This is a genomic window from Salmonella sp. 2020_1395 (genome assembly GCF_043848115.1).
Lineage (GTDB): Bacteria > Pseudomonadota > Gammaproteobacteria > Enterobacterales > Enterobacteriaceae > Salmonella > Salmonella enterica.
In genome coordinates, this window is record NZ_JBCMFH010000008.1 from 192,412 (window position 1) to 216,594 (window position 24,183).

The window sequence follows — 24,183 nt, forward strand, 5'->3', positions numbered from 1 at the left end:
ACCACTTTTACGCCTTAAAGCAAGCGCTTTTTTCATTTCGCATTTATAGTATGAATTGTCAGTCACGGCGGGCTGGCGTAGCCTTATGTATAAGGCGTTAAAGTCAGGAGAAAATGGATGAAAAAGGTCGCAATTGTCGGTTTAGGTTGGTTAGGCATGCCGCTGGCAATGTCGCTGGCAGCGAGAGGCTGGCAGGTTACCGGCAGCAAAACCACCCTTGACGGGGTGGAAGCGGCCCGTATGAGTGGAATTGAAAGCTATCCGCTGCGTCTGGAGCCGGAGTTGGTCTGTGAGGCGGACGATCTTGACGCTCTGCTGGATGTCGATGCGCTGGTGATAACACTGCCCGCGCGCCGTAGCGGTCCAGGAGAGGATTTTTATCTGCAGGCGATGCAGGAGCTGGTCGACAGCGCGCTGGCTTATCGTATCCCGCGTATTATTTTTACCAGTTCGACGTCTGTTTACGGCGATGCGCAAGGCGTGGTGAAAGAGAATACGCCGCGTAATCCGGTCACGGCCAGCGGGCGTACCCTGAAGGAACTGGAAGATTGGCTGCATAATCTGCCGGGCACGTCAGTAGATATTCTGCGGCTGGCGGGGTTGGTCGGGCCTGGACGCCATCCCGGACGTTTCTTTGCCGGAAAAACCGCGCCGGATGGTCAACACGGGGTCAATCTGGTGCATCTTGAAGACGTGGTTGGCGCAATTACCCTCTTGCTACAGGCGCCAAAAGGGGGGCACATCTATAATATATGTGCGCCGGCGCATCCAGCCCGCAACGTGTTTTATCCGCAAATGACGCGCTTGCTGGGAATGGCGCCGCCGCATTTTCGTGACGCACCGGACAACGGCAAAGGGAAGATTATCGACGGTAGCCGGATTTGTAATGAGCTGGGATTTGAATATCAATATCCCGATCCGCTGGTGATGCCGATGGAGTGAGTCGCTGTCCAGCAGGTGGTCGCCATATAGCGCAAGGGGACGAGTATGAAACCACTGCTGGACGTTCTGATTATTCTTGATGCGTTAGAAAAAGAAGGCAGCTTCGCGGCGGCGTCGGCAAAATTATTTAAAACGCCGTCCGCCCTCAGTTATACCGTTCATAAGCTGGAAAACGATCTTAATATCCAACTGCTCGACCGTAGCGGGCATCGCGCGCGATTTACGCGAACCGGTAAGATGCTACTGGAAAAAGGCCGTGAAGTGCTGCACACCGTTCGCGAGCTGGAAAAGCAGGCGATTAAACTGCATGAAGGCTGGGAGAACGAACTGGTCATCGGTGTGGATGATACCTTTCCCTTTTCTCTTCTGGCCCCGCTTATCGACGCTTTTTATCAACGCCACAGCGTGACGCGCCTTAAATTTGTCAATGGCGTTCTCGGCGGTTCATGGGAGACGCTGACGCAGGGAAGGGCGGATATCATCGTTGGCGCCATGCGCGCGCCGCCGCCTGACACCGGCTTTGGCTTTGCAAGACTGGGCGATCTTGAACTGGTGTTTGCTGTCGCCCCGCATCATCCGCTGGTTCATGAAGAGGAACCGCTTAGCCGCCAGACGATCAAACGTTTTCGCGCGATTGTGGTTGGCGATAGCGTCCATTCCTCGCGATCAATAGGGTCTGAACTGCTCGACGCTCAGGAAGCGATTACCGTGTTTGATTTTAAAACCAAGCTGGAGCTGCAAATTAGCGGCCTGGGATGCGGCTATTTACCGCGTTATCTGGCGCAGCGATTTTTGGAAAGCGGCGCGCTTATAGAGAAGAAAGTTGTGGCGCAAATCGTCTATGAACCGGTGTGGGTTGGCTGGAATGAACAGACCGCCGGGCTGGCCAGCGGCTGGTGGCGGGATGAAATTTTAGCAAATAATGCTATTGCTGGGGTGTATGCAAAATCGCCGGTTTAAAAATCAATCGCTTATGAAAAATAATTTTTTGAACGCGCTCGCATTCTCTTGTCATTTCACTTCAATTTAGGGCAGAATACGCCGCTTGCAAAAAATGACACTAACCGACGTTTTAATACGCGTCGGTTATTTTTTTGCTTCAAACACATCATTCAATACCAAGAGGCCGGGCTTCGTACCGGATAGATACTTACTTAAAAATCGACAGTTGTTGTCGCTGAGGAATCCAGAAAATGGGGCAATTTTTTGCTTACGCGACGGCATTCGCCGTAAAGGAGAATGACCATGTCGCATAACGTTACTCCAAACACCTCTCGCGTGGAATTACGTAAAACGCTTACGTTAGTTCCGGTTGTAATGATGGGTCTTGCCTATATGCAGCCGATGACGCTGTTCGATACATTTGGTATCGTTTCAGGCCTCACTGACGGTCACGTACCGACGGCGTATGCATTCGCGTTAATCGCGATTCTGTTTACGGCGTTGAGCTACGGGAAACTGGTGCGTCGCTACCCTTCCGCGGGTTCGGCGTACACCTATGCCCAGAAATCCATCAGCCCGACCGTTGGCTTTATGGTGGGTTGGTCTTCTCTGCTCGATTATCTGTTCGCGCCGATGATCAACATTCTGTTGGCGAAAATTTATTTTGAAGCGCTGGTGCCCTCCATTCCGTCATGGGTGTTTGTCGTGGCGCTGGTGGCCTTTATGACGGCCTTTAACCTGCGCAGCCTCAAATCAGTCGCTAACTTCAACACCGTGATTGTGGTGCTACAGGTGGTGCTGATTGCGGTCATTCTGGGCATGGTGGTTTATGGCGTATTTGAAGGCGAAGGCGCCGGTACGCTGGCGAGCACCCGTCCGTTCTGGTCCGGCGATGCGCACGTTATCCCGATGATTACGGGAGCGACGATCCTGTGCTTCTCCTTTACCGGCTTTGACGGCATCAGTAACCTGTCGGAAGAGACCAAAGATGCTGAGCGCGTGATCCCGCGTGCGATTTTCCTGACCGCGCTGATTGGCGGCCTGATCTTCATCTTTGCAACCTATTTCCTGCAATTGTACTTCCCGGATATCTCTCGCTTTAAAGATCCGGATGCGTCTCAGCCGGAAATCATGCTGTACGTGGCGGGTAAAACCTTCCAGGTTGGCGCGCTGATCTTCTCTACTATCACCGTACTGGCTTCCGGTATGGCGGCGCATGCAGGCGTAGCGCGCCTGATGTACGTGATGGGGCGCGACGGCGTATTCCCGAAAAGCTTCTTCGGTTACGTTCATCCGAAATGGCGTACGCCAGCGATGAACATCATCCTGGTCGGGGCGATCGCGCTGCTGGCGATTAATTTTGACCTGGTGATGGCGACGGCGCTGATTAACTTTGGCGCGCTGGTCGCGTTTACCTTTGTTAACCTGTCGGTGATTTCGCAGTTCTGGATCCGTGAGAAGCGTAATAAAACGTTGAAAGATCACTTCCAGTATCTGTTCCTGCCGATGTGCGGCGCGCTCACGGTTGGTGCGTTGTGGGTTAACCTGGAAGAGAGCTCAATGGTACTGGGCCTGATCTGGGCGGGTATCGGGCTGATTTATCTGGCGTGCGTAACTAAAAGCTTCCGCAACCCGGTTCCACAGTACGAAGACGTCGCGTAATCGCGCGTATTATCGGCAATAGTAAAACCGGAGGCAGTGCCTCCGGTTTTTTGTCTGTCATCCAGCACGTTTGCCGGATGGCGGCGTCACTATTTATCCGCTCTGAATTAACAATGCCCGTCAGGCATTGGTCAATTACACAATCTCAGTTGCGTACTGCCACAGTGATTTCAGCAACCCCAGCTTCGTTTTATCTTCCGCATACTGCTGAGAAAGCATCTGCAATTCATTGGCATACTGTTGTAAAAACTCCGGCGTCAGCACCTGACGGCGATGCTCCAGCCAGCGCTGCTGCTCTGCGTCATCCAGCGTACCGGGAAAATTGCGTGCGCGGTAATTAAACAGCAGCTTCTCAATGCGCTTATCGACAAAAGTAATGTCCAGCGCGGGTAGGTTACGCGGCTCGGTTTCGAGTACGATTTTCATGGCTGCGCGATCGGCATCGCTGAAAAAACCATCATAGAGCTGGGCATCAACGTTATCCGAGGCGGCAAAAGGTTCGGCTTCGGCGAAAATCGCCACCACTTTGTCGCGGACCTGCGGGTTTTCACGTAGCACTTTCAGGTTATCCAGGCAATGCTGGCGGTTAATTCCCAGCCGGTCGGCATCCTCCGGGCGCAAGGTATTCGCCTGCGCCAGTACCGGACATTTATTGATATGCACCAGCTTTACCGGCACTGCGACGTGATCGCCAAGATCGGCTTTGGCCGTATAAAGCCGCTCGCGAAGGGTGTCGCTGTCCAGCTCAAGAAGAGGAGAAATATCGCCTGCTAAATCGACCATGATCACCGCGTTACGGTTTTCAGGATGCCACGCCAGCGGCGCGACCCAGCTTGTATTACCGCGCCACGCGCCAAACATGCCGGAGACATGCACCAGCGGCTTCATCTGCGGAACGTCAATCAGCGCCGCCAGTTTATGTTTACTGCGGTGGCTATAAAGATAATCAAACAGTCGCGGCTGGCGTGTTTTCACCAGTTGCGCCATCGCAATAGTGGCGTAGACATCCGCCATCGCATCATGCGCGTTGCTGTGTTCGATCCCGTTCGCCTGGGTTAAATGTTCCAGACGAAAGCTGGGCAGGCCGTCGTCGTTTTCCGGCCAGTTAATTCCCTCCGGGCGCAGCGCATAACAGGCGCGCATGACATCCAATAGATCCCAACGTGAATTATCATGCTGCCAGCTCCAGGCATAGGGATCGTAAAAGTTGCGATAAAAAATATTGCGAGTGACTTCATCATCAAAGCGCACATTGTTGTAGCCTACAACGCAGGTTTTAGGAACGGTAAACAGCGCATGAATGCGTCTGGCGAAAGCGGCTTCGTTTTCTCCTTTCTCACGCGCTTCCTGCGGCGTGATGCCGGTAATCAGCACCGCGCCGGGCTGCGGTAGATAATCATCGGCGGGTTTGCAGTAAAACACCTCCGGCTCGCCAATAACGTTGAAGTCGTTATCCGTACGGAGCGCGGCGAATTGCGCAGGTCTGTCGAGGGCCGGATGCGTACCGAAGGTTTCGTAATCGTGGAAGAGGAATGTGCTCTGTATGCTGTCGTTTTTAACTGTCACTTGATGTACACGCCTGATGTTATCTGTATATGAAATATTTTATTCTTTTATTTTGTCGTTGATGGATTGTATTTGTACACCAATTGATATTGTTGCTAATGTTCGTACATGCGATGGTGAGTACATAAACATTAAAATCATTGAGTACAAAATACTAAAATGATCATCAGCGACACTAAGCTACGCTCCCTCTATGGTAAACCATATTTCGGTCCATCTGAAATTACTGATTCTGATTTAGTACTGTATGGAATTTAGGCCAGGGTCAATCTGGCCGGGATCTCAAAAATGCATGGACTAAAACGGGTCTATTTACAGAGGGACACAACGCTGTGTCCCTTAATTCCATGCGGGTTGAGGCTGGACTACGCCCAGGCCAGTGGCAGGATGGATGACAGAACACTCGGGAAATATTTTCTGGCATGACGTTGCATACTATCCGCCACAACGCTGGTACAGGTAAAGGCGCCATGGAGGCCGTGAAAACGGTCGGACCACTCGGTAAATTGTTCGCTGGATGGGAATATCGCCGGAGACAGCTCCCAGGCTTTCTGCATCAGCGCCTCCGCATAGCCTCTCAGGGCCGGCGGAGAGTCATGCTCAGTGCCGAAAATGGCGCTGGAGGAATAGCGTGCGAATGCGGTACTGAGACAGAACAGGGTTTCCGCCTGCTTCTGTGGGGTGGCGTCCGTCAGGTGATAAGCACTGAGGATGTGCTGGTAGTGTGCCGGGCTGAGTTTGCCTTCAGGAAGCAAGGGGTCAAAAATGGTGGCCAGACGCGACACTGAGGCATCATCAATCAACTTCACGGTGGAATGTTTCTGGTTCGTGGCGGCAATAAACTGCTGGTTCAGCTCCCCGTGCTCTTCAGTGCTGAGGATGATATCAATCAGCTCCCCAAAGCGTCGCTGCGTGGCCTGCTGATTAAATGCGGCGAGAAACACCGGAAAGTCATGACGGAATAACTCTACCGGAGAGATTTGCGCGGTGGAAACGTTCTCTCCGGCTCGCAGCAGGTAAAAGTTGTCCCATGCAGTGTCAGGAGTAGGGTTTAGCATTGTTAACAGCGTGTCAGTGGAGAGCATCATCGCCGTGTCTGAATCCTGGGAGGAAAGCAGCAGGAAATTATCTGCAGCGCGGGTTGTCCAGTCCGGGCTGCCGTCATAATTGCCGAAGAGCCCATTATGGATGTGGGGAGACACCGCCGGGTGAGCAAGATACTGTTCATAAAGCGCTGCAGCTTTCTGGCGGGTGCCATCAGTGCAGTCCACGCCTGTCATACAGTGTAAAATCACCTGATTAAAGAGTCCGCTGTGAGTAGTCATGGCGGCGCTGTTCCTGTCAAACGAATCCAGCAACACAGGCAGTATGCGCTGCTGATAATATGTGTCAGGAGCCGGCAGGGGAACGTCATTATAGGTCTGGCACTGGTGGGCAAAAAAACGTTCCTGAACAGGCCCGAGCCACTCGCTGATAAGCGCACTTTGCGTATAGGGGGGGTGGGCCAGTACGCTTACCAGCGAACTTTCAACTGGCCGGATACATGCCTCTGTTAAGCGGCCACCCCGCAATGACTTCACCAGGTCTTCCATTGCCCGGACTTTTTCCTGACTGTATTTATCGGGCAGGCTGTCAATGGTCATCAGAATACTTTTACCATTATTGTGCTCATGATTTAAAAATCCATCCACAGCGTTCTCACTCCAAAGGAGTGGCATTTGCAGCCAGATATCACCTAGACGAATAAAATTTCCGCCCCCTGACACTGACGGAGGTGATGAATTATCCGGTTCATTTAAAATAACGCCAGAGAGGTTGGCTTTGTGACGTATAAACGTATTTTTTAATGTTGTATTAATAAAAGAGGGCTGTTGTCGTGTAGTAATTGAATACTGTAAAGTCAGTTCATTCATGTCTGAATTACTAAATTTTGTATTACTGCAGACTACATCACTCAGTGTCGAATAAGTGAATCGGCATTCGTCAAAATGTAAATGAGATATATCAGAATAAGTAAATTTTGAATTTGAAAAGTTGAACCCCTTAATAATATCGCCGTCTCGCTTCATGAAGCTGGTGGGCAATATTTTGCTGAATGTAATATTACGGAAATCTGCGTTTGAAAAATCGCGATCTGCGGCCGTAAGGGTTTCTCCGGCTTTCTGTCGTAAAAGTGCATCCGTGAGTTTCTTAGCCCATTCGGCAGGTGATGACGGGGAAGACGTAGCCTGAAGTGAGAGGGAGGGTGATACTGGTGGTGTTCTACCTTCAGAAACAGTGGGCCTGTTATTGGCTGATACAGAGACTCCACCGGGGAGTGGGGCCGCACCTGTCACTCTGTAATTATAATCACATGTTTGATTTGCAATATGCTTACGCATGAATGCTGCATTCATTTTTGAGACATCTTCTGCTGAAATATTTTTCTTACCTGCATTATTTGTATCTTTAATATTTTTAACAGTAATCAATGTTTTGTTTAAGGTGTTTTTATCTTTCGGCTGAAAGAAGTCTTTTATTTTTTGTGGTAACGCGAACTCAATCGATGAGCTCTTTCCTGTTTTAAGTTTTTCATTTAAAGAAGCATGCGTGTTTTTAACACTGGTTATTTTTGAGGCGAACCCGTTTTTCGTATGTTCACGAATAGAGGTAATTAATTTTTTAACCTGGTTAGGAATAGTAGAAAAATTAATTGCGCCTGATGATATCTTCATTAGAATTCCTTATCAACATCATTATGGAAAAACGGTCTGGATTTTTAACGCCTTAAAAGTAAGCTTCATATGTCGGTATGGCGATGGAGATCACAATTCACCATGTTATCTGGCAGGTTTCTTTCAGAAAGTGTCCATCCTGTCATCATGTCACCGTATTGTGGGACGCTGACGTATCTGCGGAAAAATCAAGGCATAAGGGAGCGGGTCGGGTAACGAAGCCCGTGTGCACGCAAAAGTAAACCCGCTTCGATGCTCAACCAGCGTTTTTCACCGGCATTCGGGATATCGTCGGCGGACATTCCGGCGCGTATGAGAAAGAACTGCGTAAAGCGCGTGAAATCGCTTTTCAGGAAATAATCGTTTTCTTTTAAATATTATTACGTGTTATTGGAATTGTATCATTTTTATAATTAACAGCGGGTTGTTTGGTAATTCTGCTGATTATTCAATGACAGTCCATGTGCGTGTTCAGGAAATGTAAAATATTTATAAAATAAAAGGTTTTATCGTGTTGGCGTGTTCATTTTAACAACTATTTCAAATTGTGATTGAAGCCGACATTTCATAATACAAATTAAATATAATCTTCAGCTATATCTAATAACAGGAGGTTATATGAGCATTAGTCGTCGTTCTTTTTTGCAGGGGGTGGGCATCGGCTGCTCTGCCTGCGCGCTGGGCGCTTTTCCGCCCGGGGCGCTGGCGCGCAACCCGATTGCCAGCATTAACGGTAAAACCACGCTAACGCCAAGCTTGTGCGAAATGTGTTCCTTTCGTTGCCCTATTCAGGCGCAGGTAGTCAATAACAAGACCGTTTTTATCCAGGGCAATCCTTCTGCGCCGCAGCAGGGGACGCGCATATGCGCCAGGGGCGGGAGCGGCGTCAGCCTGGTCAATGACCCGCAACGGATTGTAAAACCTATGAAACGCACCGGGCCACGCGGTGACGGTGAATGGCAGGTGATTAGCTGGCAGCAGGCTTACCAGGAAATCGCGGCGAAAATGAATGCCATCAAAGCGCAGCATGGCCCCGAGAGCGTGGCTTTCTCTTCCAAATCGGGCTCGCTCTCCAGCCATCTTTTCCATCTGGCTACGGCCTTTGGTTCGCCTAATACCTTTACGCACGCCTCAACATGCCCTGCCGGGAAAGCCATTGCGGCAAAAGTGATGATGGGCGGCGATCTGGCGATGGATATCGCTAACACGCGCTATCTGGTTTCGTTTGGCCACAATTTGTATGAAGGGATTGAAGTTGCCGATACCCATGAGTTAATGACCGCGCAGGAGAAGGGGGCCAAAATGGTGAGCTTCGATCCGCGTCTGTCGATATTTTCCAGCAAGGCGGATGAGTGGCACGCTATTCGTCCCGGGGGGGATTTAGCGGTTCTGCTGGCGATGTGCCACGTCATGATTGATGAACAACTCTACGATGCGTCTTTTGTTGAGCGTTATACCAGCGGATTTGAACAGTTAGCACAGGCGGTAAAAGAGACGACGCCGGAATGGGCCGCCGCGCAGGCCGATGTCCCAGCCGACGTTATTGTCCGGGTGACACGCGAACTGGCCGCCTGCGCGCCTCACGCTATTGTCAGTCCTGGTCATCGCGCGACGTTCTCGCAGGAAGAGATCGATATGCGGCGTATGATTTTTACGCTTAATGTGCTGCTCGGTAATATTGAGCGCGAAGGCGGGCTATATCAGAAAAAAAACGCGTCTGTTTACAATAAACTGGCCGGAGAAAAGGTCGCGCCAACGCTGGCGAAACTCAACATTAAAAATATGCCGAAACCGACGGCGCAACGCATCGATTTGGTCGCACCGCAGTTTAAATATATCGCCGCTGGCGGCGGCGTGGTGCAAAGCATTATTGACGCGGTGTTAACCCAGAAGCCTTACCCGATAAAGGCGTGGATTATGTCGCGGCATAATCCTTTCCAGACCGTCACCTGTCGTTCGGACCTGGTAAAAACCGTTGAGCAACTGGATCTGGTGGTCAGTTGCGATGTCTATTTGAGCGAGAGCGCGGCGTATGCCGACTATCTGCTGCCGGAATGCACCTATCTCGAACGGGACGAAGAGGTATCGGATATGTCGGGACTGCACCCGGCTTACGCTCTGCGCCAACAGGTCGTAGAGCCGATTGGCGAGGCGCGTCCGAGTTGGCAAATCTGGAAAGAACTTGGCGAGCAGTTGGGATTAGGGCAGTACTATCCGTGGCAGGATATGCAGACGCGCCAACTCTATCAGTTGAACGGCGACCATGCCTTAGCGAAGGAACTGCGACAGAAAGGGTATCTCGAATGGGGCGTTCCGCTGCTATTACGCGAACCAGAATCCGTTCGCCAGTTTACGGCGCGTTACCCCGGCGCTATCTCGACGGACAGTGACAACACCTATGGCGAACAGCTTCGCTTCAAATCGCCCTCCGGCAAAATCGAACTTTATTCCGCAACCCTGGAGGAATTGCTCCCAGGCTACGGCGTTCCGCGCGTTCGTGACTTTGCGCTTAAAAAAGAGAATGAGCTTTACTTCATTCAGGGCAAGGTGGCCGTGCACACCAATGGCGCGACGCAGTACGTACCTTTACTCAGCGAGCTAATGTGGGATAACGCGGTCTGGGTCCATCCGCAAACGGCGCAAGAAAAAGGCATTAAGACCGGCGATGAGATCTGGCTGGAAAATGCTACGGGTAAAGAGAAAGGTAAGGCGCTGGTGACGCCCGGTATCCGTCCGGACACGCTTTTTGTCTATATGGGATTTGGCGCTAAAGCTGGGGCCAAAACGGCGGCGACGACACACGGTATCCACTGCGGAAATTTACTGCCGCACGTGACGAGTCCGGTATCCGGTACGGTAGTGCATACCGCAGGCGTGACGCTGAGCCGGGCATGAGGGAGGAGGGAACCATGAATCATTTAACGAATCAGTACGTCATGCTGCATGATGAAAAACGTTGTATCGGCTGCCAGGCGTGTACCGTTGCCTGCAAAGTGCTTAATGACGTACCGGAGGGATTTAGCCGCGTACAGGTACAAATTCGCGCCCCTGAACAGGCATCCAACGCACTAACCCATTTTCAATTTGTCCGCGTCTCCTGTCAGCACTGTGAAAATGCGCCATGTGTCAGCGTTTGTCCTACCGGAGCGTCATATCGTGATGAAAACGGGATCGTGCAGGTGGATAAATCGCGCTGTATTGGCTGCGATTATTGTGTTGCCGCGTGTCCTTTCCATGTGCGCTATTTGAATCCGCAAACCGGTGTCGCCGACAAGTGTAACTTCTGTGCCGACACGCGGTTGGCGGCTGGCCAGTCTCCGGCGTGCGTATCCGTTTGCCCAACGGACGCGCTGAAATTCGGCAGACTGGATGAGAGCGAGATCCAGCGCTGGGTCGGTCAGAAAGAGGTCTATCGCCAGCAGGAGGCGCGTAGCGGCGCGGTCAGTCTGTACCGTCGTAAAGAAGTCCATCAGGAGGGTAAAGCATGAATACTATCTGGGGAGCGGAACTACATTATGCGCCAGATTATTGGCCGCTGTGGTTAATTTACGCAGGCGTCGTGGTGCTGCTCATGCTTGTTGGGCTGGTTATCCATGCGTTATTGCGCCGGATGCTGGCGCCAAAAGCGGCGGGCGGCGAAGAGCATCGTGACTATCTCTACTCGCTGGCAATTCGCCGTTGGCATTGGGGAAATGCGTTACTGTTTGTTTTATTACTGTTCAGCGGTTTATTTGGTCATTTTTCTCTCGGCCCTGTAGCGCTAATGGTACAAGTGCATACCTGGTGTGGTTTTGCCTTACTGGCTTTCTGGGTCGGGTTTGTGCTGATCAATCTCACCACAGGTAACGGGCGTCACTATCGGGTAAATTTTTCCGGACTGGTAACGCGCTGCATACGCCAGACGCGTTTTTACCTTTTTGGCATCATGAAAGGGGAAGCGCATCCGTTCGCGGCAACAGAGCAGAATAAGTTCAATCCACTGCAACAACTGGCATATCTGGCGATTATGTACGCGCTGGTACCGCTGTTAATCATCACCGGTTTGCTGTGTCTCTATCCGCAGGTTGCGGGTCTGGGCCCTGTGATGCTGGTGCTGCATATGGCGCTTGCTATCATCGGCTTACTGTTTATTTGCGCGCATCTCTATCTGTGTACTCTTGGCGACACGCCGGGACAAATTTTCCGTAGCATGGTTGACGGCTATCATCGTCATCGTACCGCGCCGCGCGGGGATAAGTCCGCCGTCTGAGCGTATCCATAAAATAATGTCAGCAAGAAAATGTGCCTTGTGTCACATTTTCTTGCAATTTATCCATGTTTGTTTAACTGAACTTCCGTAAAAAGAACGGCAAATAGAGACCATCCTGAGGACATGCTGTTGAAACGCCGTTTGTTTATTGCCGCTTCTTTATTCGCGATGCACCTTTCTCCTGCGCTTGCGGCCGATGCCGTAAGTTTTGCTCCCCAACCGCCAGCCATTGATGCAGGCGCCTGGGTGTTGATGGATTACACTACGGGGCAGGTTCTTACCGCCGGTAATGAACACCAGCAACGTAATCCCGCCAGCCTTACCAAGCTAATGACGGGCTACGTCGTCGATCGCGCCATCGATAGTCATCGTATCAGCCCTGACGATATCGTCACCGTTGGGCGCGACGCCTGGGCGAAGGATAATCCGGTGTTTGTCGGCTCCTCGTTGATGTTTTTAAAAGAAGGGGATCGCGTGTCGGTGCGTGATTTAAGCCGTGGCTTAATTGTGGATTCCGGTAACGATGCCTGTGTGGCGCTGGCGGATTATATCGCGGGCGGGCAGCCGCAGTTTGTGGCGATGATGAACAGCTATGTGAAAAAACTCAATTTACAGGATACCCATTTTGAAACTGTCCACGGTCTGGATGCGCCGGGACAACATAGCTCCGCGTATGATCTGGCCGTACTCTCCCGGGCGATTATTCACGGCGAACCTGAATTTTATCACATGTACAGCGAGAAAAGCCTGACCTGGAACGGCATCACGCAGCAGAACCGCAACGGCTTGTTATGGGATAAGACCATGCATATCGATGGGCTTAAAACCGGACACACATCGGGAGCGGGATTTAATCTTATCGCATCGGCGGTGGACGGGCAGCGCCGACTTATCGCCGTCGTGATGGGAGCGAAAAGTTCGAAAGGTCGTGAGGAACAGGCGCGAAAACTGTTGCAGTGGGGCCAGCAAAACTTTGCGACGGTGCAGATTTTGCACAGCGGTAAAAAAGTGGGCAGCGAGCGAATCTGGTATGGAGACAAAGAAAAGATTGCGCTGGGTACGGAACAGGATTTCTGGATGGCGCTGCCCAAAGCGGAAATTCCGCATATCAAAGCAAAATATGTGCTGGATAGAAAAGAGCTGGAGGCGCCAATCGCTGCTCATCAACAGGTAGGTGAAATAGAGCTCTACGATCGGGATAAACTGATCGCTCAGTGGCCGCTGGTCACTCTGGAATCGGTGGGTAAAGGCGGTATGTTCTCTCGTCTGAGCGACTATTTTCAGCATAAAGCGTAAGCCGTTGTCACACACCGTTCACCGTCATTTGAGGTGTCAAAAGGGCGGGATTGCGAGGTTGCTCACAAAATGATCACGCTGTCCTTGTGACCGTAAAAGGCTGTAATTATACTGTACATTCATACAGTATAGTGAAGTGACGGAGGCAGCATGGATTACGAAATCAGGCAGGAACAAAAACGCAAGATAGCCGGTTTCCACATGGTCGGTCCATGGGAACACACCGTGAAGCAGGGTTTTGAACAACTGATGACGTGGGTGGATCGACAGCGGATCGTGCCAGTTGAATGGATTGCCGTCTATTACGACAATCCAGATGTCGTACCTGCGGAAAAACTCCGCTGCGATACCGTGGTGTCCGTGGCAGAGAATTTCATCCTGCCGGACAATAGCGAAGGCGTAATGGTGACCGCCATTGAAGGCGGCGAATATGCCACTGCTGTCGCGCGTGTGGAAGACCGTGACTTTGCGAAGCCGTGGGAACGGTTTTTTGACGTCCTGGAGCAGGATAGCGCTTATCAGATAGCCTCTGCGCCCTGTTTTGAAACCTATCTGAATAACGGCATGGAAGATGGATACTGGGATATTGAAATGTATATTCCGGTACAGCGGAAGTGATCGACTGGTTTCCTGGCTGAAAAGAGCGGACGGATAATGTGTTCCGTCCGCCAGTGCGCTATTTTTGCTATAAAGCAGGTACAATGCATTTTTTGCCATTCCCGTAAGGAGCGCAAGCGTGCGTGCCGATAAGTCATTAAGCCCTTTTGAAATACGGTTGTACCGTCATTATCGCATCGTGCATGGCATACGTATCGCCCTGGCGTTCATTCTTACCTTTCTGCTGGTTCGTCTGTTTTCTATTCCCGAGGGCACATGGCCGCTAATCACGTTAGTGGTGATTATGGGGCCCATCTCATTCTGGGGAAATGTAGTGCCTCGTGCTTTTGAGCGCATAGGCGGTACGATCCTGGGCGCGGCGTTAGGGCTGGTGGCGCTACGCCTGGAGCTCTTTTCCTTACCGCTGATGCTGGTGTGGTGTGCGATAGCGATGTTTTTGTGCGGCTGGCTGGCCTTAGGGAAAAAACCGTATCAGGCGCTACTGATAGGCATAACGCTCGCCGTTGTTGTCGGCGCTCCCGCTGGTGATATGAATACGGCATTATGGCGTGGCGGGGATGTGATTTTGGGGTCGCTACTGGCAATGTTGTTTACCGGCATCTGGCCCCAGCGCGCCTTTTTGCACTGGCGCATCCAACTGGCGCATTGCGTCACGGCGTATAATCGGGTGTATCAGGCAGCTCTGTCGCCGAATTTGCTGGAGCGCCCCCGGTTGGATAAACATTTGCAACGGTTGCTGAACGATGTCGTCAAAATGCGCGGGCTGATAACGCCCGCCAGTAAAGAAACCCGGATACAAAAATCTATTTTCGAGGCCATTCAGACCATCAACCGCAATCTGGTTTGTATGCTTGAATTACAAATCAATGCCCACTGGGCGACGCGCGCCAGCCATTTTGTGATGCTTAACGCGCACACATTGCGTGAAACCCAGCAGATGACGCAGCAAACCTTGCTAACGATCGCCCACGCGTTGTTTGAAGGCAACCCGCAGCCGGTACTGGCAAATACCGGTAAACTGAATGATATTGCTGCCGAGTTGCGACAGCTAATGAACGAGCAGCAGGGCGACGCGGTGGCTGAAACCCCCATCCACGGCTATGTTTGGCTAAGTATGGAAACGGCCCGACAGTTGGAACTGCTTTCACACTTGATCTGCCGGGCTTTGCGCAAATAAAAAGCAGATGGGGCGAATGAATTTGTTGCTGCTTCGATTCAGCAAAGATTAAGAGTATGATACTAATATAAGGATAAAATGAGTGCTACTGGCAACGATTTTATCCCCGAACCTTCAGGTTTCCCCAGACGGCGACGTAACGGTGTTTCCTCTGGCGGCTTGAAGTATGACGGGGATAAACGTAATGTTTATCCACTAGCAGTTGCTTAACGAATCCGAATCTCACATTATCAGGGGTGTAAAAATGGAAACAACCAAGCCTTCTTTCCAGGACGTGCTGGAGTTTGTTCGTCTGTTCCGTCGCAAAAATAAACTGCAGCGTGAAATTCAGGACATTGAGAAGAAGATCCGTGACAACCAGAAGCGTGTGCTGCTGCTGGACAACCTGAGCGACTACATCAAGCCAGGTATGAGCGTTGAGGCGATTCAGGGTATCATCGCCAGCATGAAAAGCGACTATGAAGATCGCGTTGATGACTACATCATTAAAAATGCCGAAATCTCCAAAGAGCGTCGCGACATTTCCAAAAAGCTGAAAGCGATGGGCGAAATGAAACACGCCGATGTAAAAGCCGAATAATGCGCTACGGCAGTGGGAGCGTATATCAGGCTCTCACTGCAGTTTGACCCCGCCTGTGACCATCTTGAGTAAATGTTGTTTTGGCCAGTGTCGGGTAAGTTTTTTCTCTGCCAGCTTACCTTTCAGACGCGCAATATCATGACGTTTCCGGTCCAGCATCAGACCCACCACGCTACCGCTATGCGCCACGTTCAATCCGTATAAATCACACTCTTCGACCAGCGACAGCAGGGCGGTAAATCCTGGCTTAGGTAACAGCGTCTGGCTGGCGATAGCGCTAAGCGTAGCCGCCTCACCCAGTCGGAGCGGATTTTGCGTTATACAGGCTTCCTGCACCAGATTCCAGGCCTGCTGCAAGGTTGCTGAACTTGCTATTAATTTCTGCTGGCGAGGGAGACGGTGATAATCTTGCGTGCGCAGTGTGACCGGACTTTCCAGTACCAGCAAATCGATTGGCGGCGGTGGCTCGCAGGCGATTTGCGTGACCGCATTATTATGATCAAACAGCGTTAACTGATGAAAAACGGTGCTATCGGTGGGTTCGATTGAGACGCAAAGCTGTGCAAGGGTGGTTTCATCCAGCGAATGGCCAAGATGATGCGCCGTTGCCACCGCCGTAGCGGCGATATCTGCGGTGCTGCTGGCCATGCCTTTGGCAACGGGAATTGACGAACGCACATCGACGCGAATCTCGTTACTCCAGTGCGCAGGATACTGCCAGTGCGCCAGAACGCGCTCCACCATCGCCCGCGACAATGGGCGCTCGTTTACCAACGGCGGCGCAGCCGTGACTGCTACGGTGCTGTACCAGTCAACGGGGCAGGAGACCAGTTTCTCACTGCCCAGAATCCATCCCTGGATAAGTTCTCCGCATGAGGCGGGGCATTGCGCAACAGCCACGTTATCACCTTTCAGGTACGAATAGTGTGCGCGCATAGTGTCATGGTAAAAGCGTTATTACCATGACTTGCCGCAATGCGTCGTATAACCCTCTCAGGCTGGTACACAAAGCCCTTCCGTGGCCGGTAGCGCAATGCGCATAACGTCTTGTGCGATCATTAACTCTTCGTTGGTGTTGATGACGGCGACTTTCACCAGGGCGTTCTCCGTCTGGATAAATGTCGCATTACGCTGATTTTTCTCTTCATCAACGGCTAAGCCCAAAAATTGCAAATTATGGCACACCGCCGATCTGGCGCGCGCTGAGTTCTCGCCAATGCCCCCAGTGAATACCAGCGCATCCAGTCCTCCCATTTGCATAATATAGCTGCCAATGGTGGCGCGAATGCGTTCGGCAAACAGAGTGAGAGCGAGTTTAGCCTGCCGGTTACCGGTATTGGCTGCCTGTTCGACATCGCGGTAATCAGACGACACGCCAGAAACGCCCAGCAAGCCTGACTCATTATTTAATAACTGATTCAACTGTTGCGGCGTTTTGCTTTCGCGCTGGGCTATCCACGGCAGAATAGAGGGATCAATATCTCCGCTACGGGTGCCCATCATCACGCCTGACTGCGGCGTAAAGCCCATCGACGTATTGACCGAACGCCCGTTCTTGATGGCGCAGATGCTGCTACCGTTTCCAAGATGACAACAAATCACCCGTAATGCGCTGAGTGGTACGCCCAGCTTTTCCGCCAGAACGCCGCTGACATACTTATGGCTGGTGCCATGAAAGCCATAACGGCGAATCCCCAGTTCCGCGTAATAATGCCAGGGAAGCGGGTAAATATAGGCGGGTTCATCCAGCGTCTGGTGAAATGCCGTATCAAACACGGCTACGGAAGGGGCATCAGGCAACAGTTGACGAAAAACGTGAATACCCAACGCGTTTACCGGGTTGTGAAGCGGGGCCAGTTCAGCAAGACGTTCGATTTGCGCTAACGTTTCATCCGTGACCAGCGTCGAGTCTTTAAAAAACTCACCGCCGTGCGCCACACGATGGCCCACCCCGTCAATGTCCCGCAGACTGTTAATGATTTGATAACCCAGCAGCTTTTCCAGAAGCAGCGTTACCGCATCGCGATGATCGGCAACGGGGACGGTTTCCTGCCATTTTTGGCTGTGCGTCTTAATTGTCACCTGCGCATCCGCCATACCGATACGCTCAATCAGCCCCTGACAGAGCATGTCGCCCTGCGGCATCTCCAGCAGCTGAAATTTTAACGATGAGCTACCGGCGTTAATGGCCATTATTTTGTAAGACATAAAGGTTCCTTCGAATTCAGAAAATCCAGCACGGCGTCGAGACCCGAGTTATTCAGCGCGCTGGTAATAAAAATCTGCTGTGCGCCAGCCTGCGTAAGCCATTCCGCAACCAGCGAAATACGCTGCGGCTCGGCGAGATCGGCCTTGGTGACCAGGCCAATCGTCGGGCGGTTCATCGGGGCGGTAAACCCCGGAGAAAAGGGCGACCACTGGGCGTCGGCATTTAACACCAGGGCGATAACGTCGGTCTCGCAGGCGCTGGTTAGCAGGGCGCTGTACAGGCAGCGGTTCTCCAGGTATTCGCCCGGCGTGTCGATGGCCATCGGCGACCATTCAATGGCCTGGGTTTTCTTATAATGGAGCGCTTCGCCGCGCAGGCTTTGGGTCAGCGAGGTTTTTCCGCACTGGCTGGGGCCGATAAACATCAAACGCTTCATTGGCTTACGTCCGGGTGATCGAACAGGTGGTGAACTGCATCATTTCGCCCAGCGTGCGCGTTACCTGCTTGAGGGCATACTCGACGGCGGAAACGTCGCCGGTCAGCACCACGGCACCGGTAAAGCGATCGAGAAAACCAATTTCCACCGCGCCGGATTTAGTGGCGATATCGCAGGCGATAATCGACGCCTCGCTGGGCGTAATGGTAAGGATGCCAATGGCGGACACCGCATCCTGCAGGCCCAGCTTCTTAAATAAATCTTTTCCCGGATTAGCAATCAGGTGCGCGAGGGTGACCTGTTTTCCAGGAACGTATTCCTGAATCATGCGATCCGTTGTCGGTTGTCTTTCCATTATCCCTCCACCATCTGTCGCCACATGGCTTCATGCGGGCGCGGGATCACCGAGCGGTAAACCAGCAACCCTTTCTCGCCCGCGCTTTCGCTGGCAACCGTCACGGCGTTATTGACGTCAGAAACGTCGCCCGCCACCACCATGTAGCATTTACCGCCGATGCCGAAGGCCATATGCACCCGCACCAGGGTGACGTTTGAGCCTTTTACCGCCCGGTCTGCGGCGCTAATGCAGGCCGCTACGCTCCAGGTTTCGACGATACCTACCGCCTGGCGCTTATCGACGCTGTTCAGGCCGCTGATGGCCGGAAGTACGCTGGGATGAATATTGGCCAGCACCAGGCTGTCGACGAGCATCTCGCCGGCCTGCGACGTACCGGTTTCAATGGCCTGCTGGATAGCGCCGATATCGCCGCCCAGCATCAGTAAAAACTTACCTGGGCAGATGGTCTTACTGACCAGCAGATTAACGTTGGCGCTTTTCAGCATCGTATCGCCGAGTTCCATCCCTTTGGCGATGCTGGTGAGTTCTAAAATTCCTATAGCCTGAGACATGGTTAACCTCTTACAACAGTGATGGCCTGTTCGCTGATGGCCGATACAACGCCGTCGATGCTAGCGTGAATGGGGGCGCCGAGCGCGCCAGTCGGGACATCGGCAACGCATTGCCCGCGCGTCACGCGTTCTCCCACCGCAACGTTCGCTACCGCGCTGGCACCAATATGCTGGCGCAGCTGCAAAGTGACTTTTTCTACTGACGGCTCTTCTTCAACCAGCGGTGCCTCCTGGTACCAGGGGCTTAGTCCCAGTTTGGCGATCAGCCGCTTCACCGGCACCAGGCGATATTTCGCCATTTCGTCGGCTGGATTCAGCGGCCCTTCGTAGCGCTGGTTTTGCGCCCGCAGCTCGCGTTTTAACATGCGGTTGATGCGCATCGGCGAGATCCCCACCGGGCAGGCCACGCTTTCGCAAACGTTGCATTCCGAGCAGGTAAGGGCGCTCAGCAGCAACTGCGGCGTGGCAGCCTGGTGAAAGTTCACCGCCCGCACCAGCAGGTGCGGGGAGAGTTCGTGGCCGATCAGGTGTCGCGGACAGAGATCGGTACACAGTCGGCACTGTTCGCAGACGGTGCGCGCGACGGAAAGCACCGTGCGCTCGTCCTGCATTCTCCGCTGGATAAGCAGATGGCTTTTGGGGAGCACCAGCAGGCCGCCGGTAGTTTTCGTCACCGGGTTATCAAGAGAGGTAATCAGGCCACCCATCATCGGGCCGCCGTTAATAAAACCAGGGTCGTCGACCGTTGCGCCGCCCGCCAGCGCCAGCACTTCATGCAGTGACATGCCGATAGGAACGGTAACGGTCAACGGTCTGGCGACCGCGCCGTTCACGGTCAACGTGCGACGAGTGACCGGAAACTGCTGCTCGACCGCCCGGGCAATATTGAGTACCGTTTGCACGTTATTGACGACCACGCCGACGCTGGCAGGCAGCGCAGCCGGGGCGACCCGACGACCGGTTGCCATCCAGATAGTCAGCACCTCATCGCCTGCGGGATATACATCCGGCAGGATATGCAGGCGGATACCGTCTGGCAGCAGTGGGGTGAGGGCGTCGATGGCCCGGCGGTATTTTTCTTTCAGGGCTATCACCCCTTCGCGCGCGCCGGTTGCCGTCATCGCGTACTGCACGCCGCGGACAAGACGCGCGGCCTGCTGCCACATCAGTTGCTGGTCAACTTTGAGCATCGGTTCACACTCGGCGGCGTTCACCAGAAAAATCTCTACCTGCGCCTGTAGTTTGACGTGAGCGGGAAAACCTGCGCCGCCCGCGCCGACAACGCCCGCTGCGCGAACGCGCTCGCGAATTTCATCAGCGCTATGGGGCATTTCAACGACGTTGACGGCGGTACTCATAGCAGTTCCTCCAGCAGTTCCCGAATGGCTTCGGCATTGGCCGGGCGCGGGTTAGTGCGCAGCGTAACGTCAGCCAGCGCAGCCTGCACCATCGCCGGAATGCGTGCGGAAAAGTCGGATCTTCCTTCTTTAAGCGCAACGGCCAGTGAGGGAAGGGCGCAGCGTTGCTTAAGCAGCTCGATTTGCTGAATCAGCGCATTGATTGCCGCAACGTCATTGGCTTCTGCCGGGCAAAAACCGCAGGCTTTGGCCAGCCGCGCATAGCGTTTGGCGGCGCGCGGGTCACCCGCGTTAAAGCGGATCACCGTCGTGAGCAGCAGCGCATTGGCCAGCCCGTGCGGCAGATGAAACTGTCCGCCAAGCTGGTGGGCTATCGCGTGGTTAAGCCCCAGCCCCGCCTGGCTGAAGGCCATCCCCGCCAGCGTTGAAGCATTGTGCATTTTCCCGCGCGTCGCTACGCAGTCGCCTTTTTCCACCGCCGTGGGCAGATACTGGAACACCAGTTTGGCGGCCTTTTCCGCCAGCGCGTCGGTAAAGTCGCTGGCGTGCGGTGAAACCCACGCTTCCAGGGCGTGGGTCAGCACGTCCATGCCGGTGTTGGCGGTAATCTGCGGCGGTACGCTGACCACCAGCTCCGGGTCGAGGATCGCCATATCCGGATACAGCGCATTGTTGAACAGCGGATACTTGATGCCTTTATCCGGGTCGCTAATTACGCAGGCGCTGGTGACTTCCGAACCGGTGCCGCTGGTGGTCGGGATCGCCACGCAGGTTTCGATGTTGATCCCGCTCTGCTGGCTAAACCAGACAATCGCTTTCGCCGCGTCCATTGCCGAGCCGCCGCCAAAACCGATCACCACCTGCGGTTGCAGAGCCTGCATTTGCGCAATGCCCTGAACCACTGTGTGGATGGTGGGGTCCGGCGTTATCTCGCTAAAGACGCTGATGCGGTTATCTGCGGGCAGCGCGTTACGCAGGGTATCCAGCAGCGGAGAGCGAGCCAGAAAGCCATCGCAGATTATCCAGATGTGCTTATTGGTAAAGCGCTTGAGCACCGCCAGGCTGCCCTGACCGCTGTACAACCGCGTTTGTAGTGAGAAGGTATTCATCGCGACCTCGGTTAGCGAATAGAAAAGCCGTTGGTCAGTACGCAGCGCCGGGAGCGGGCAAAAGTACGCGCTGACGTGGTCCCTTCACCGGTTGGTGTGGCAATAGTAAAGGTGGTAAAGCCTTCGCCGCCGACGCCGATCCCGGCATAAGAGGGGCCGTTTTTGACGAATATCGAGGTTTGCAGCGTGCGGGCCGCGAGGTTCAGGCGCGACACGTTCTGCGAGTGCATAATGGCGGTATGATGCAGCCCCTCTTCAACCTTCAGGGCCAGCGCCAGCGCGCTATCGAAATCGCTGACTTTTACCACCGGCAGCATCGGCATCAGCTGTTCGCTGGTGACCCACGGATCGTCGGCGTTGACAACGGCAATCAGCAGACGCGGCGCTTTTGCAGGGACAGCGATCCCGGCGGCTTCCAGCATGGCCGATGGGCTCTTGCCGACCAGTTTTTTATTCGCCTGGCCTTCAGGCAGGCAGACGGCGCGGAGTTTGTCGGTATCGGCAGGGCTTAGCAGCAGCGCGCCGAAGGTTTGCATTTGCTGCACCAGACGCTCGGCGACGCTCTCCACTACGATCAGGCTCTTCTCGGCAATGCAGGGCAGGTTGTAATCGAATGACGCGCCGTTAATGATATCTTCCGCCGCTTTCACCAGGTCCGCTGTTTCATCGACGATGCAGGGCGGGTTACCCGCGCCCGCGCCAATCACCTTCTTACCGCTCTTCATGCCCATTGCCACAATGCCCGGACCACCGGTAATCGCCAGTACTGCGATGCGCGGGTGGGCCATCATCTGCTGGGTCGCTTCGAAGGTGGGTTCAGCTACAGTCACCACCAGATTGCGGATGCCGCAGCAGCGGAAGGCAATCTCTTCAATCAGGCTAATCAGCTTCAGAGAGACCTTTTTCGCGCCCGGATGCGGGCTAAAGTAAATACTATTGCCCGCCGCCAACATGCTGATGCTGTTATTGATGATGGTTTCCGTCGGGTTGGTGCTTGGGGCGACCGAACCGATGACGCCAAACGGCGAGTATTCAAAGAGCACCATGCCGCCGTCACCGGTCAGCGCGGTGGTGGTGAGATCTTCTACGCCCGGCGTGTTGTCCAGCGCAGCCTTGTTCTTGAGGAATTTATCTTCTTTGTTGCCCATCCCCGTTTCATTGGCGCTCTCTTCCGCCAGGGTTGCCAGTAGCGGCGTCAGCTCCTGACGCATCGCGCTGATAATGGCGCTGCGGGTTTTTAGCGGGCACTGCTGATAACGTAAGAACGCCTGGTGCGCGGCATCGATGGCCTCGCTCACGGACTGGAAAATCCCTTTGCCCTGAGGCTGGGCCGGCGTTTGCGCCGGCGTGGTTAATTGCTCGCTAAGAATGGTGCGAATCAGGGTTTCGAGTTCAGAAGTATTCATTGATGAGTTCCCACGTTAATAGCCGCGATGGCGGTCTGTGCTATGTCCATGTCCTGCTCAACGCTGCCGCCGCTGATGCCAAGACCCCCAATTAATATGCCGTCGCGCCACAGGGCGTAACCGCCGCCAAAGGTGACCACTTTTCCCTGTAAATGACTTTCCAGGCCGTAAAGCGCGGCGCCCGGCTGAACGACATCGCTCAGCTCATGGGTCGCCGTTTTCATCGCCACTGCGGTCCAGGCCTTTTTCGGCGCCAGCTCGCTGCTGACCAGCAGGGCGTCCGGCATCCGCCAGGTCACAGTTTCCGTGCCGTGTGCGTCAACGATGCTGACGACTACCGGAACCTGAAGCTGCTGCGCGCGCTCAACGGCGGCGCGGGTGAGCTGGTGCAGATCGTGGAATGAGAGGGCCACGGGCGTTGTCTCCTTGCTGCGGGTCGGCTGGCTGGCAGCCAGATAGCGCTTGCTAACTTCACGGATGATGTTGGCCTGGTGCGCATCGCTATCTTCCGCGCGGGCCAGGGCGTACAGGCAGTCCGATAAGCGGTTGATATAGCGCATCAGCACCTGACGTACGTTGACTTCAGTTGCCAGTTCAACCAGACGGCGTTCGGCGCGGCGCGCCAGCGTGCGGGCAAAATGTAAGCGGCTCGCGGCTTCGCAGCGTCCGGGTAAAATAAAGCTGTGCAGCGGTTCGACGCGGGCCATTGCCCGATCGATAGCGGCTTCCAGAGCCGAAATCTCTTCGCTGCTGATGTAGCGCTGTTTGGGCGACGGCTGCTCGCTGTCGCTGGCCAGCTCTGCGCTAAACCAAAAAAGTTGCTGCTGGATGGCCTCAAGTAAGGTGCGGTGATTTTCATCCGCAGCGGCGCAGGCGCACAGGCTCAGCGCGGCGTTCAGCTCATCCAGCGTGCCGTAGGCTTCAACCCGCGGGTGGGTTTTGCTCACCCGCTGGCCGGTAAACAGTGATGTGGTGCCAGCGTCACCTGTTCGGGTATAAATCGCCATAAC

The 24,183-nt window shown here is 53.7% G+C and carries 22 protein-coding genes and 2 pseudogenes; 13 read left to right on the forward strand and 11 right to left on the reverse strand.

The window, feature by feature from the left end; all coding sequences use genetic code 11:
• Positions 1-117 precede the first annotated feature (117 nt).
• From ACH0WD_RS15065 to plaP, 4 genes are all read left to right on the forward strand, one after another.
• Complete coding sequence (locus ACH0WD_RS15065) at positions 118-942, forward strand: SDR family oxidoreductase (protein WP_000754712.1); 825 nt, start codon at positions 118-120, stop codon at positions 940-942.
• A 45-nt stretch (positions 943-987) separates the two neighbouring features.
• Positions 988-1,902 carry a LysR family transcriptional regulator gene (locus tag ACH0WD_RS15070; protein ID WP_000803316.1) on the forward strand — a complete coding sequence of 305 codons (915 nt, stop codon included), beginning with the start codon at positions 988-990 and terminating at the stop codon, positions 1,900-1,902.
• A 233-nt stretch (positions 1,903-2,135) separates the two neighbouring features.
• Positions 2,136-2,198, forward strand: coding sequence for a membrane protein YoeI (gene yoeI, locus ACH0WD_RS15075; protein WP_096335044.1), 63 nt, complete (start codon positions 2,136-2,138; stop codon positions 2,196-2,198).
• Entirely contained in the window at positions 2,188-3,546 is a 1,359-nt protein-coding gene (gene plaP, locus ACH0WD_RS15080; protein ID WP_001519005.1) for a putrescine/proton symporter PlaP, read from the forward strand. Before yoeI ends, plaP begins: the two co-directional genes overlap by 11 nt.
• 135 nt (positions 3,547-3,681) lie before the next feature.
• Here plaP and sbcB read toward each other — a convergent pair whose 3' ends face one another.
• Positions 3,682-5,112, reverse strand: a complete 1,431-nt coding sequence (gene sbcB / locus ACH0WD_RS15085) for an exodeoxyribonuclease I (RefSeq protein ID WP_000216702.1) — start codon at positions 5,110-5,112, stop codon at positions 3,682-3,684.
• A 159-nt stretch (positions 5,113-5,271) separates the two neighbouring features.
• On the opposite strand from sbcB, the pseudogene ACH0WD_RS15090 reads away from it, so the two are divergent.
• Positions 5,272-5,349: pseudogene (locus ACH0WD_RS15090) on the forward strand (hypothetical protein); the annotation flags it as partial.
• A 128-nt stretch (positions 5,350-5,477) separates the two neighbouring features.
• On the opposite strand, the gene sopA reads toward ACH0WD_RS15090, so the two are convergent.
• Complete coding sequence (sopA, locus tag ACH0WD_RS15095; protein ID WP_000703987.1) at positions 5,478-7,826, reverse strand: SPI-1 type III secretion system effector HECT-type E3 ubiquitin transferase SopA; 2,349 nt, start codon at positions 7,824-7,826, stop codon at positions 5,478-5,480.
• Positions 7,827-8,092: 266 nt separating this feature from the next.
• On the opposite strand from sopA, the pseudogene ACH0WD_RS15100 reads away from it, so the two are divergent.
• The 8 genes and pseudogenes from ACH0WD_RS15100 to ACH0WD_RS15135 form a co-directional block, all read left to right on the forward strand.
• Positions 8,093-8,185 (forward strand): annotated as a pseudogene (locus ACH0WD_RS15100) (heavy metal-binding domain-containing protein); the annotation flags it as partial.
• A gap of 259 nt (positions 8,186-8,444) precedes the next feature.
• Positions 8,445-10,721 carry a thiosulfate reductase PhsA gene (gene phsA, locus ACH0WD_RS15105; RefSeq protein ID WP_000028237.1) on the forward strand — a complete coding sequence of 759 codons (2,277 nt, stop codon included), beginning with the start codon at positions 8,445-8,447 and terminating at the stop codon, positions 10,719-10,721.
• Between the two features lie 14 nt (positions 10,722-10,735).
• Positions 10,736-11,314 (forward strand): thiosulfate reductase electron transport protein PhsB, encoded by a 579-nt coding sequence (gene phsB, locus ACH0WD_RS15110; RefSeq protein ID WP_001016236.1) that lies wholly within the window; start codon positions 10,736-10,738, stop codon positions 11,312-11,314.
• Complete coding sequence (gene phsC, locus ACH0WD_RS15115) at positions 11,311-12,075, forward strand: thiosulfate reductase cytochrome B subunit (RefSeq protein WP_001092544.1); 765 nt, start codon at positions 11,311-11,313, stop codon at positions 12,073-12,075. Before phsB ends, phsC begins: the two co-directional genes overlap by 4 nt.
• 123 nt (positions 12,076-12,198) lie before the next feature.
• Positions 12,199-13,371: a serine-type D-Ala-D-Ala carboxypeptidase DacD gene (gene dacD, locus ACH0WD_RS15120; RefSeq protein ID WP_000925042.1), complete on the forward strand. Its 1,173-nt coding sequence runs from the start codon at positions 12,199-12,201 to the stop codon at positions 13,369-13,371.
• A 150-nt stretch (positions 13,372-13,521) separates the two neighbouring features.
• Positions 13,522-13,989, forward strand: a complete 468-nt coding sequence (sbmC, locus tag ACH0WD_RS15125) for a DNA gyrase inhibitor SbmC (protein ID WP_000384329.1) — start codon at positions 13,522-13,524, stop codon at positions 13,987-13,989.
• Positions 13,990-14,107: 118 nt separating this feature from the next.
• A complete protein-coding gene (locus ACH0WD_RS15130) occupies positions 14,108-15,166 on the forward strand; it encodes an FUSC family protein (RefSeq protein ID WP_001200858.1) in 1,059 nt (352 codons plus the stop codon).
• A gap of 244 nt (positions 15,167-15,410) precedes the next feature.
• Positions 15,411-15,746 (forward strand): DUF496 family protein, encoded by a 336-nt coding sequence (locus tag ACH0WD_RS15135; protein ID WP_000450405.1) that lies wholly within the window; start codon positions 15,411-15,413, stop codon positions 15,744-15,746.
• 33 nt (positions 15,747-15,779) lie between these two features.
• Here the strand turns inward: ACH0WD_RS15135 and pduX are convergent, their stop codons facing one another.
• From pduX to pduO, 9 genes are all read right to left on the reverse strand, one after another.
• The gene (gene pduX / locus ACH0WD_RS15140; protein ID WP_001533066.1) at positions 15,780-16,646 is read right to left on the reverse strand and encodes an L-threonine kinase PduX; all 867 of its coding nucleotides are present in this window, start codon (positions 16,644-16,646) and stop codon (positions 15,780-15,782) included.
• A 93-nt stretch (positions 16,647-16,739) separates the two neighbouring features.
• Positions 16,740-17,954: a propanediol utilization propionate kinase PduW gene (gene pduW / locus ACH0WD_RS15145; RefSeq protein ID WP_000120647.1), complete on the reverse strand. Its 1,215-nt coding sequence runs from the start codon at positions 17,952-17,954 to the stop codon at positions 16,740-16,742.
• Positions 17,939-18,391, reverse strand: coding sequence for a propanediol utilization protein PduV (gene pduV / locus ACH0WD_RS15150; protein WP_000826282.1), 453 nt, complete (start codon positions 18,389-18,391; stop codon positions 17,939-17,941). The genes pduW and pduV overlap by 16 nt, the downstream gene beginning before the upstream one ends.
• 4 nt (positions 18,392-18,395) lie before the next feature.
• A complete protein-coding gene (gene pduU, locus ACH0WD_RS15155) occupies positions 18,396-18,746 on the reverse strand; it encodes a propanediol utilization microcompartment protein PduU (protein ID WP_000441103.1) in 351 nt (116 codons plus the stop codon).
• Positions 18,746-19,300, reverse strand: coding sequence for a propanediol utilization microcompartment protein PduT (gene pduT / locus ACH0WD_RS15160; RefSeq protein ID WP_000075779.1), 555 nt, complete (start codon positions 19,298-19,300; stop codon positions 18,746-18,748). The genes pduU and pduT overlap by 1 nt, the downstream gene beginning before the upstream one ends.
• 2 nt (positions 19,301-19,302) lie before the next feature.
• A complete protein-coding gene (gene pduS, locus ACH0WD_RS15165) occupies positions 19,303-20,658 on the reverse strand; it encodes a cobalamin reductase PduS (protein WP_000102034.1) in 1,356 nt (451 codons plus the stop codon).
• Positions 20,655-21,767 (reverse strand): 1-propanol dehydrogenase PduQ, encoded by a 1,113-nt coding sequence (gene pduQ, locus ACH0WD_RS15170; protein ID WP_001091454.1) that lies wholly within the window; start codon positions 21,765-21,767, stop codon positions 20,655-20,657. The genes pduS and pduQ overlap by 4 nt, the downstream gene beginning before the upstream one ends.
• An 11-nt stretch (positions 21,768-21,778) precedes the next feature.
• Positions 21,779-23,173 (reverse strand): CoA-acylating propionaldehyde dehydrogenase PduP, encoded by a 1,395-nt coding sequence (gene pduP / locus ACH0WD_RS15175; RefSeq protein ID WP_001097674.1) that lies wholly within the window; start codon positions 23,171-23,173, stop codon positions 21,779-21,781.
• The gene (gene pduO / locus ACH0WD_RS15180) at positions 23,170-24,180 is read right to left on the reverse strand and encodes a two-domain cob(I)yrinic acid a,c-diamide adenosyltransferase PduO (protein WP_001029486.1); all 1,011 of its coding nucleotides are present in this window, start codon (positions 24,178-24,180) and stop codon (positions 23,170-23,172) included. The genes pduP and pduO overlap by 4 nt, the downstream gene beginning before the upstream one ends.
• Positions 24,181-24,183 lie beyond the last annotated feature (3 nt).

Bases quoted from the DNA above. Each gene is read 5' to 3' on its own strand.
- ACH0WD_RS15065 (WP_000754712.1), top strand. From the start codon at position 118: ATGAAAAAGGTCGCAATTGTCGGTTTAGGTTGGTTAGGCATGCCGCTG.
- ACH0WD_RS15070 (WP_000803316.1), top strand. From the start codon at position 988: ATGAAACCACTGCTGGACGTTCTGATTATTCTTGATGCGTTAGAAAAA.
- plaP (WP_001519005.1), top strand. From the start codon at position 2,188: ATGTCGCATAACGTTACTCCAAACACCTCTCGCGTGGAATTACGTAAA.
- sopA (WP_000703987.1), bottom strand. From the start codon at position 7,826: ATGAAGATATCATCAGGCGCAATTAATTTTTCTACTATTCCTAACCAG.
- phsA (WP_000028237.1), top strand. From the start codon at position 8,445: ATGAGCATTAGTCGTCGTTCTTTTTTGCAGGGGGTGGGCATCGGCTGC.
- phsB (WP_001016236.1), top strand. From the start codon at position 10,736: ATGAATCATTTAACGAATCAGTACGTCATGCTGCATGATGAAAAACGT.
- phsC (WP_001092544.1), top strand. From the start codon at position 11,311: ATGAATACTATCTGGGGAGCGGAACTACATTATGCGCCAGATTATTGG.
- dacD (WP_000925042.1), top strand. From the start codon at position 12,199: ATGCTGTTGAAACGCCGTTTGTTTATTGCCGCTTCTTTATTCGCGATG.
- sbmC (WP_000384329.1), top strand. From the start codon at position 13,522: ATGGATTACGAAATCAGGCAGGAACAAAAACGCAAGATAGCCGGTTTC.
- ACH0WD_RS15135 (WP_000450405.1), top strand. From the start codon at position 15,411: ATGGAAACAACCAAGCCTTCTTTCCAGGACGTGCTGGAGTTTGTTCGT.
- pduW (WP_000120647.1), bottom strand. From the start codon at position 17,954: ATGTCTTACAAAATAATGGCCATTAACGCCGGTAGCTCATCGTTAAAA.
- pduV (WP_000826282.1), bottom strand. From the start codon at position 18,391: ATGAAGCGTTTGATGTTTATCGGCCCCAGCCAGTGCGGAAAAACCTCG.
- pduU (WP_000441103.1), bottom strand. From the start codon at position 18,746: ATGGAAAGACAACCGACAACGGATCGCATGATTCAGGAATACGTTCCT.
- pduT (WP_000075779.1), bottom strand. From the start codon at position 19,300: ATGTCTCAGGCTATAGGAATTTTAGAACTCACCAGCATCGCCAAAGGG.
- pduS (WP_000102034.1), bottom strand. From the start codon at position 20,658: ATGAGTACCGCCGTCAACGTCGTTGAAATGCCCCATAGCGCTGATGAA.
- pduQ (WP_001091454.1), bottom strand. From the start codon at position 21,767: ATGAATACCTTCTCACTACAAACGCGGTTGTACAGCGGTCAGGGCAGC.
- pduP (WP_001097674.1), bottom strand. From the start codon at position 23,173: ATGAATACTTCTGAACTCGAAACCCTGATTCGCACCATTCTTAGCGAG.
- pduO (WP_001029486.1), bottom strand. From the start codon at position 24,180: ATGGCGATTTATACCCGAACAGGTGACGCTGGCACCACATCACTGTTT.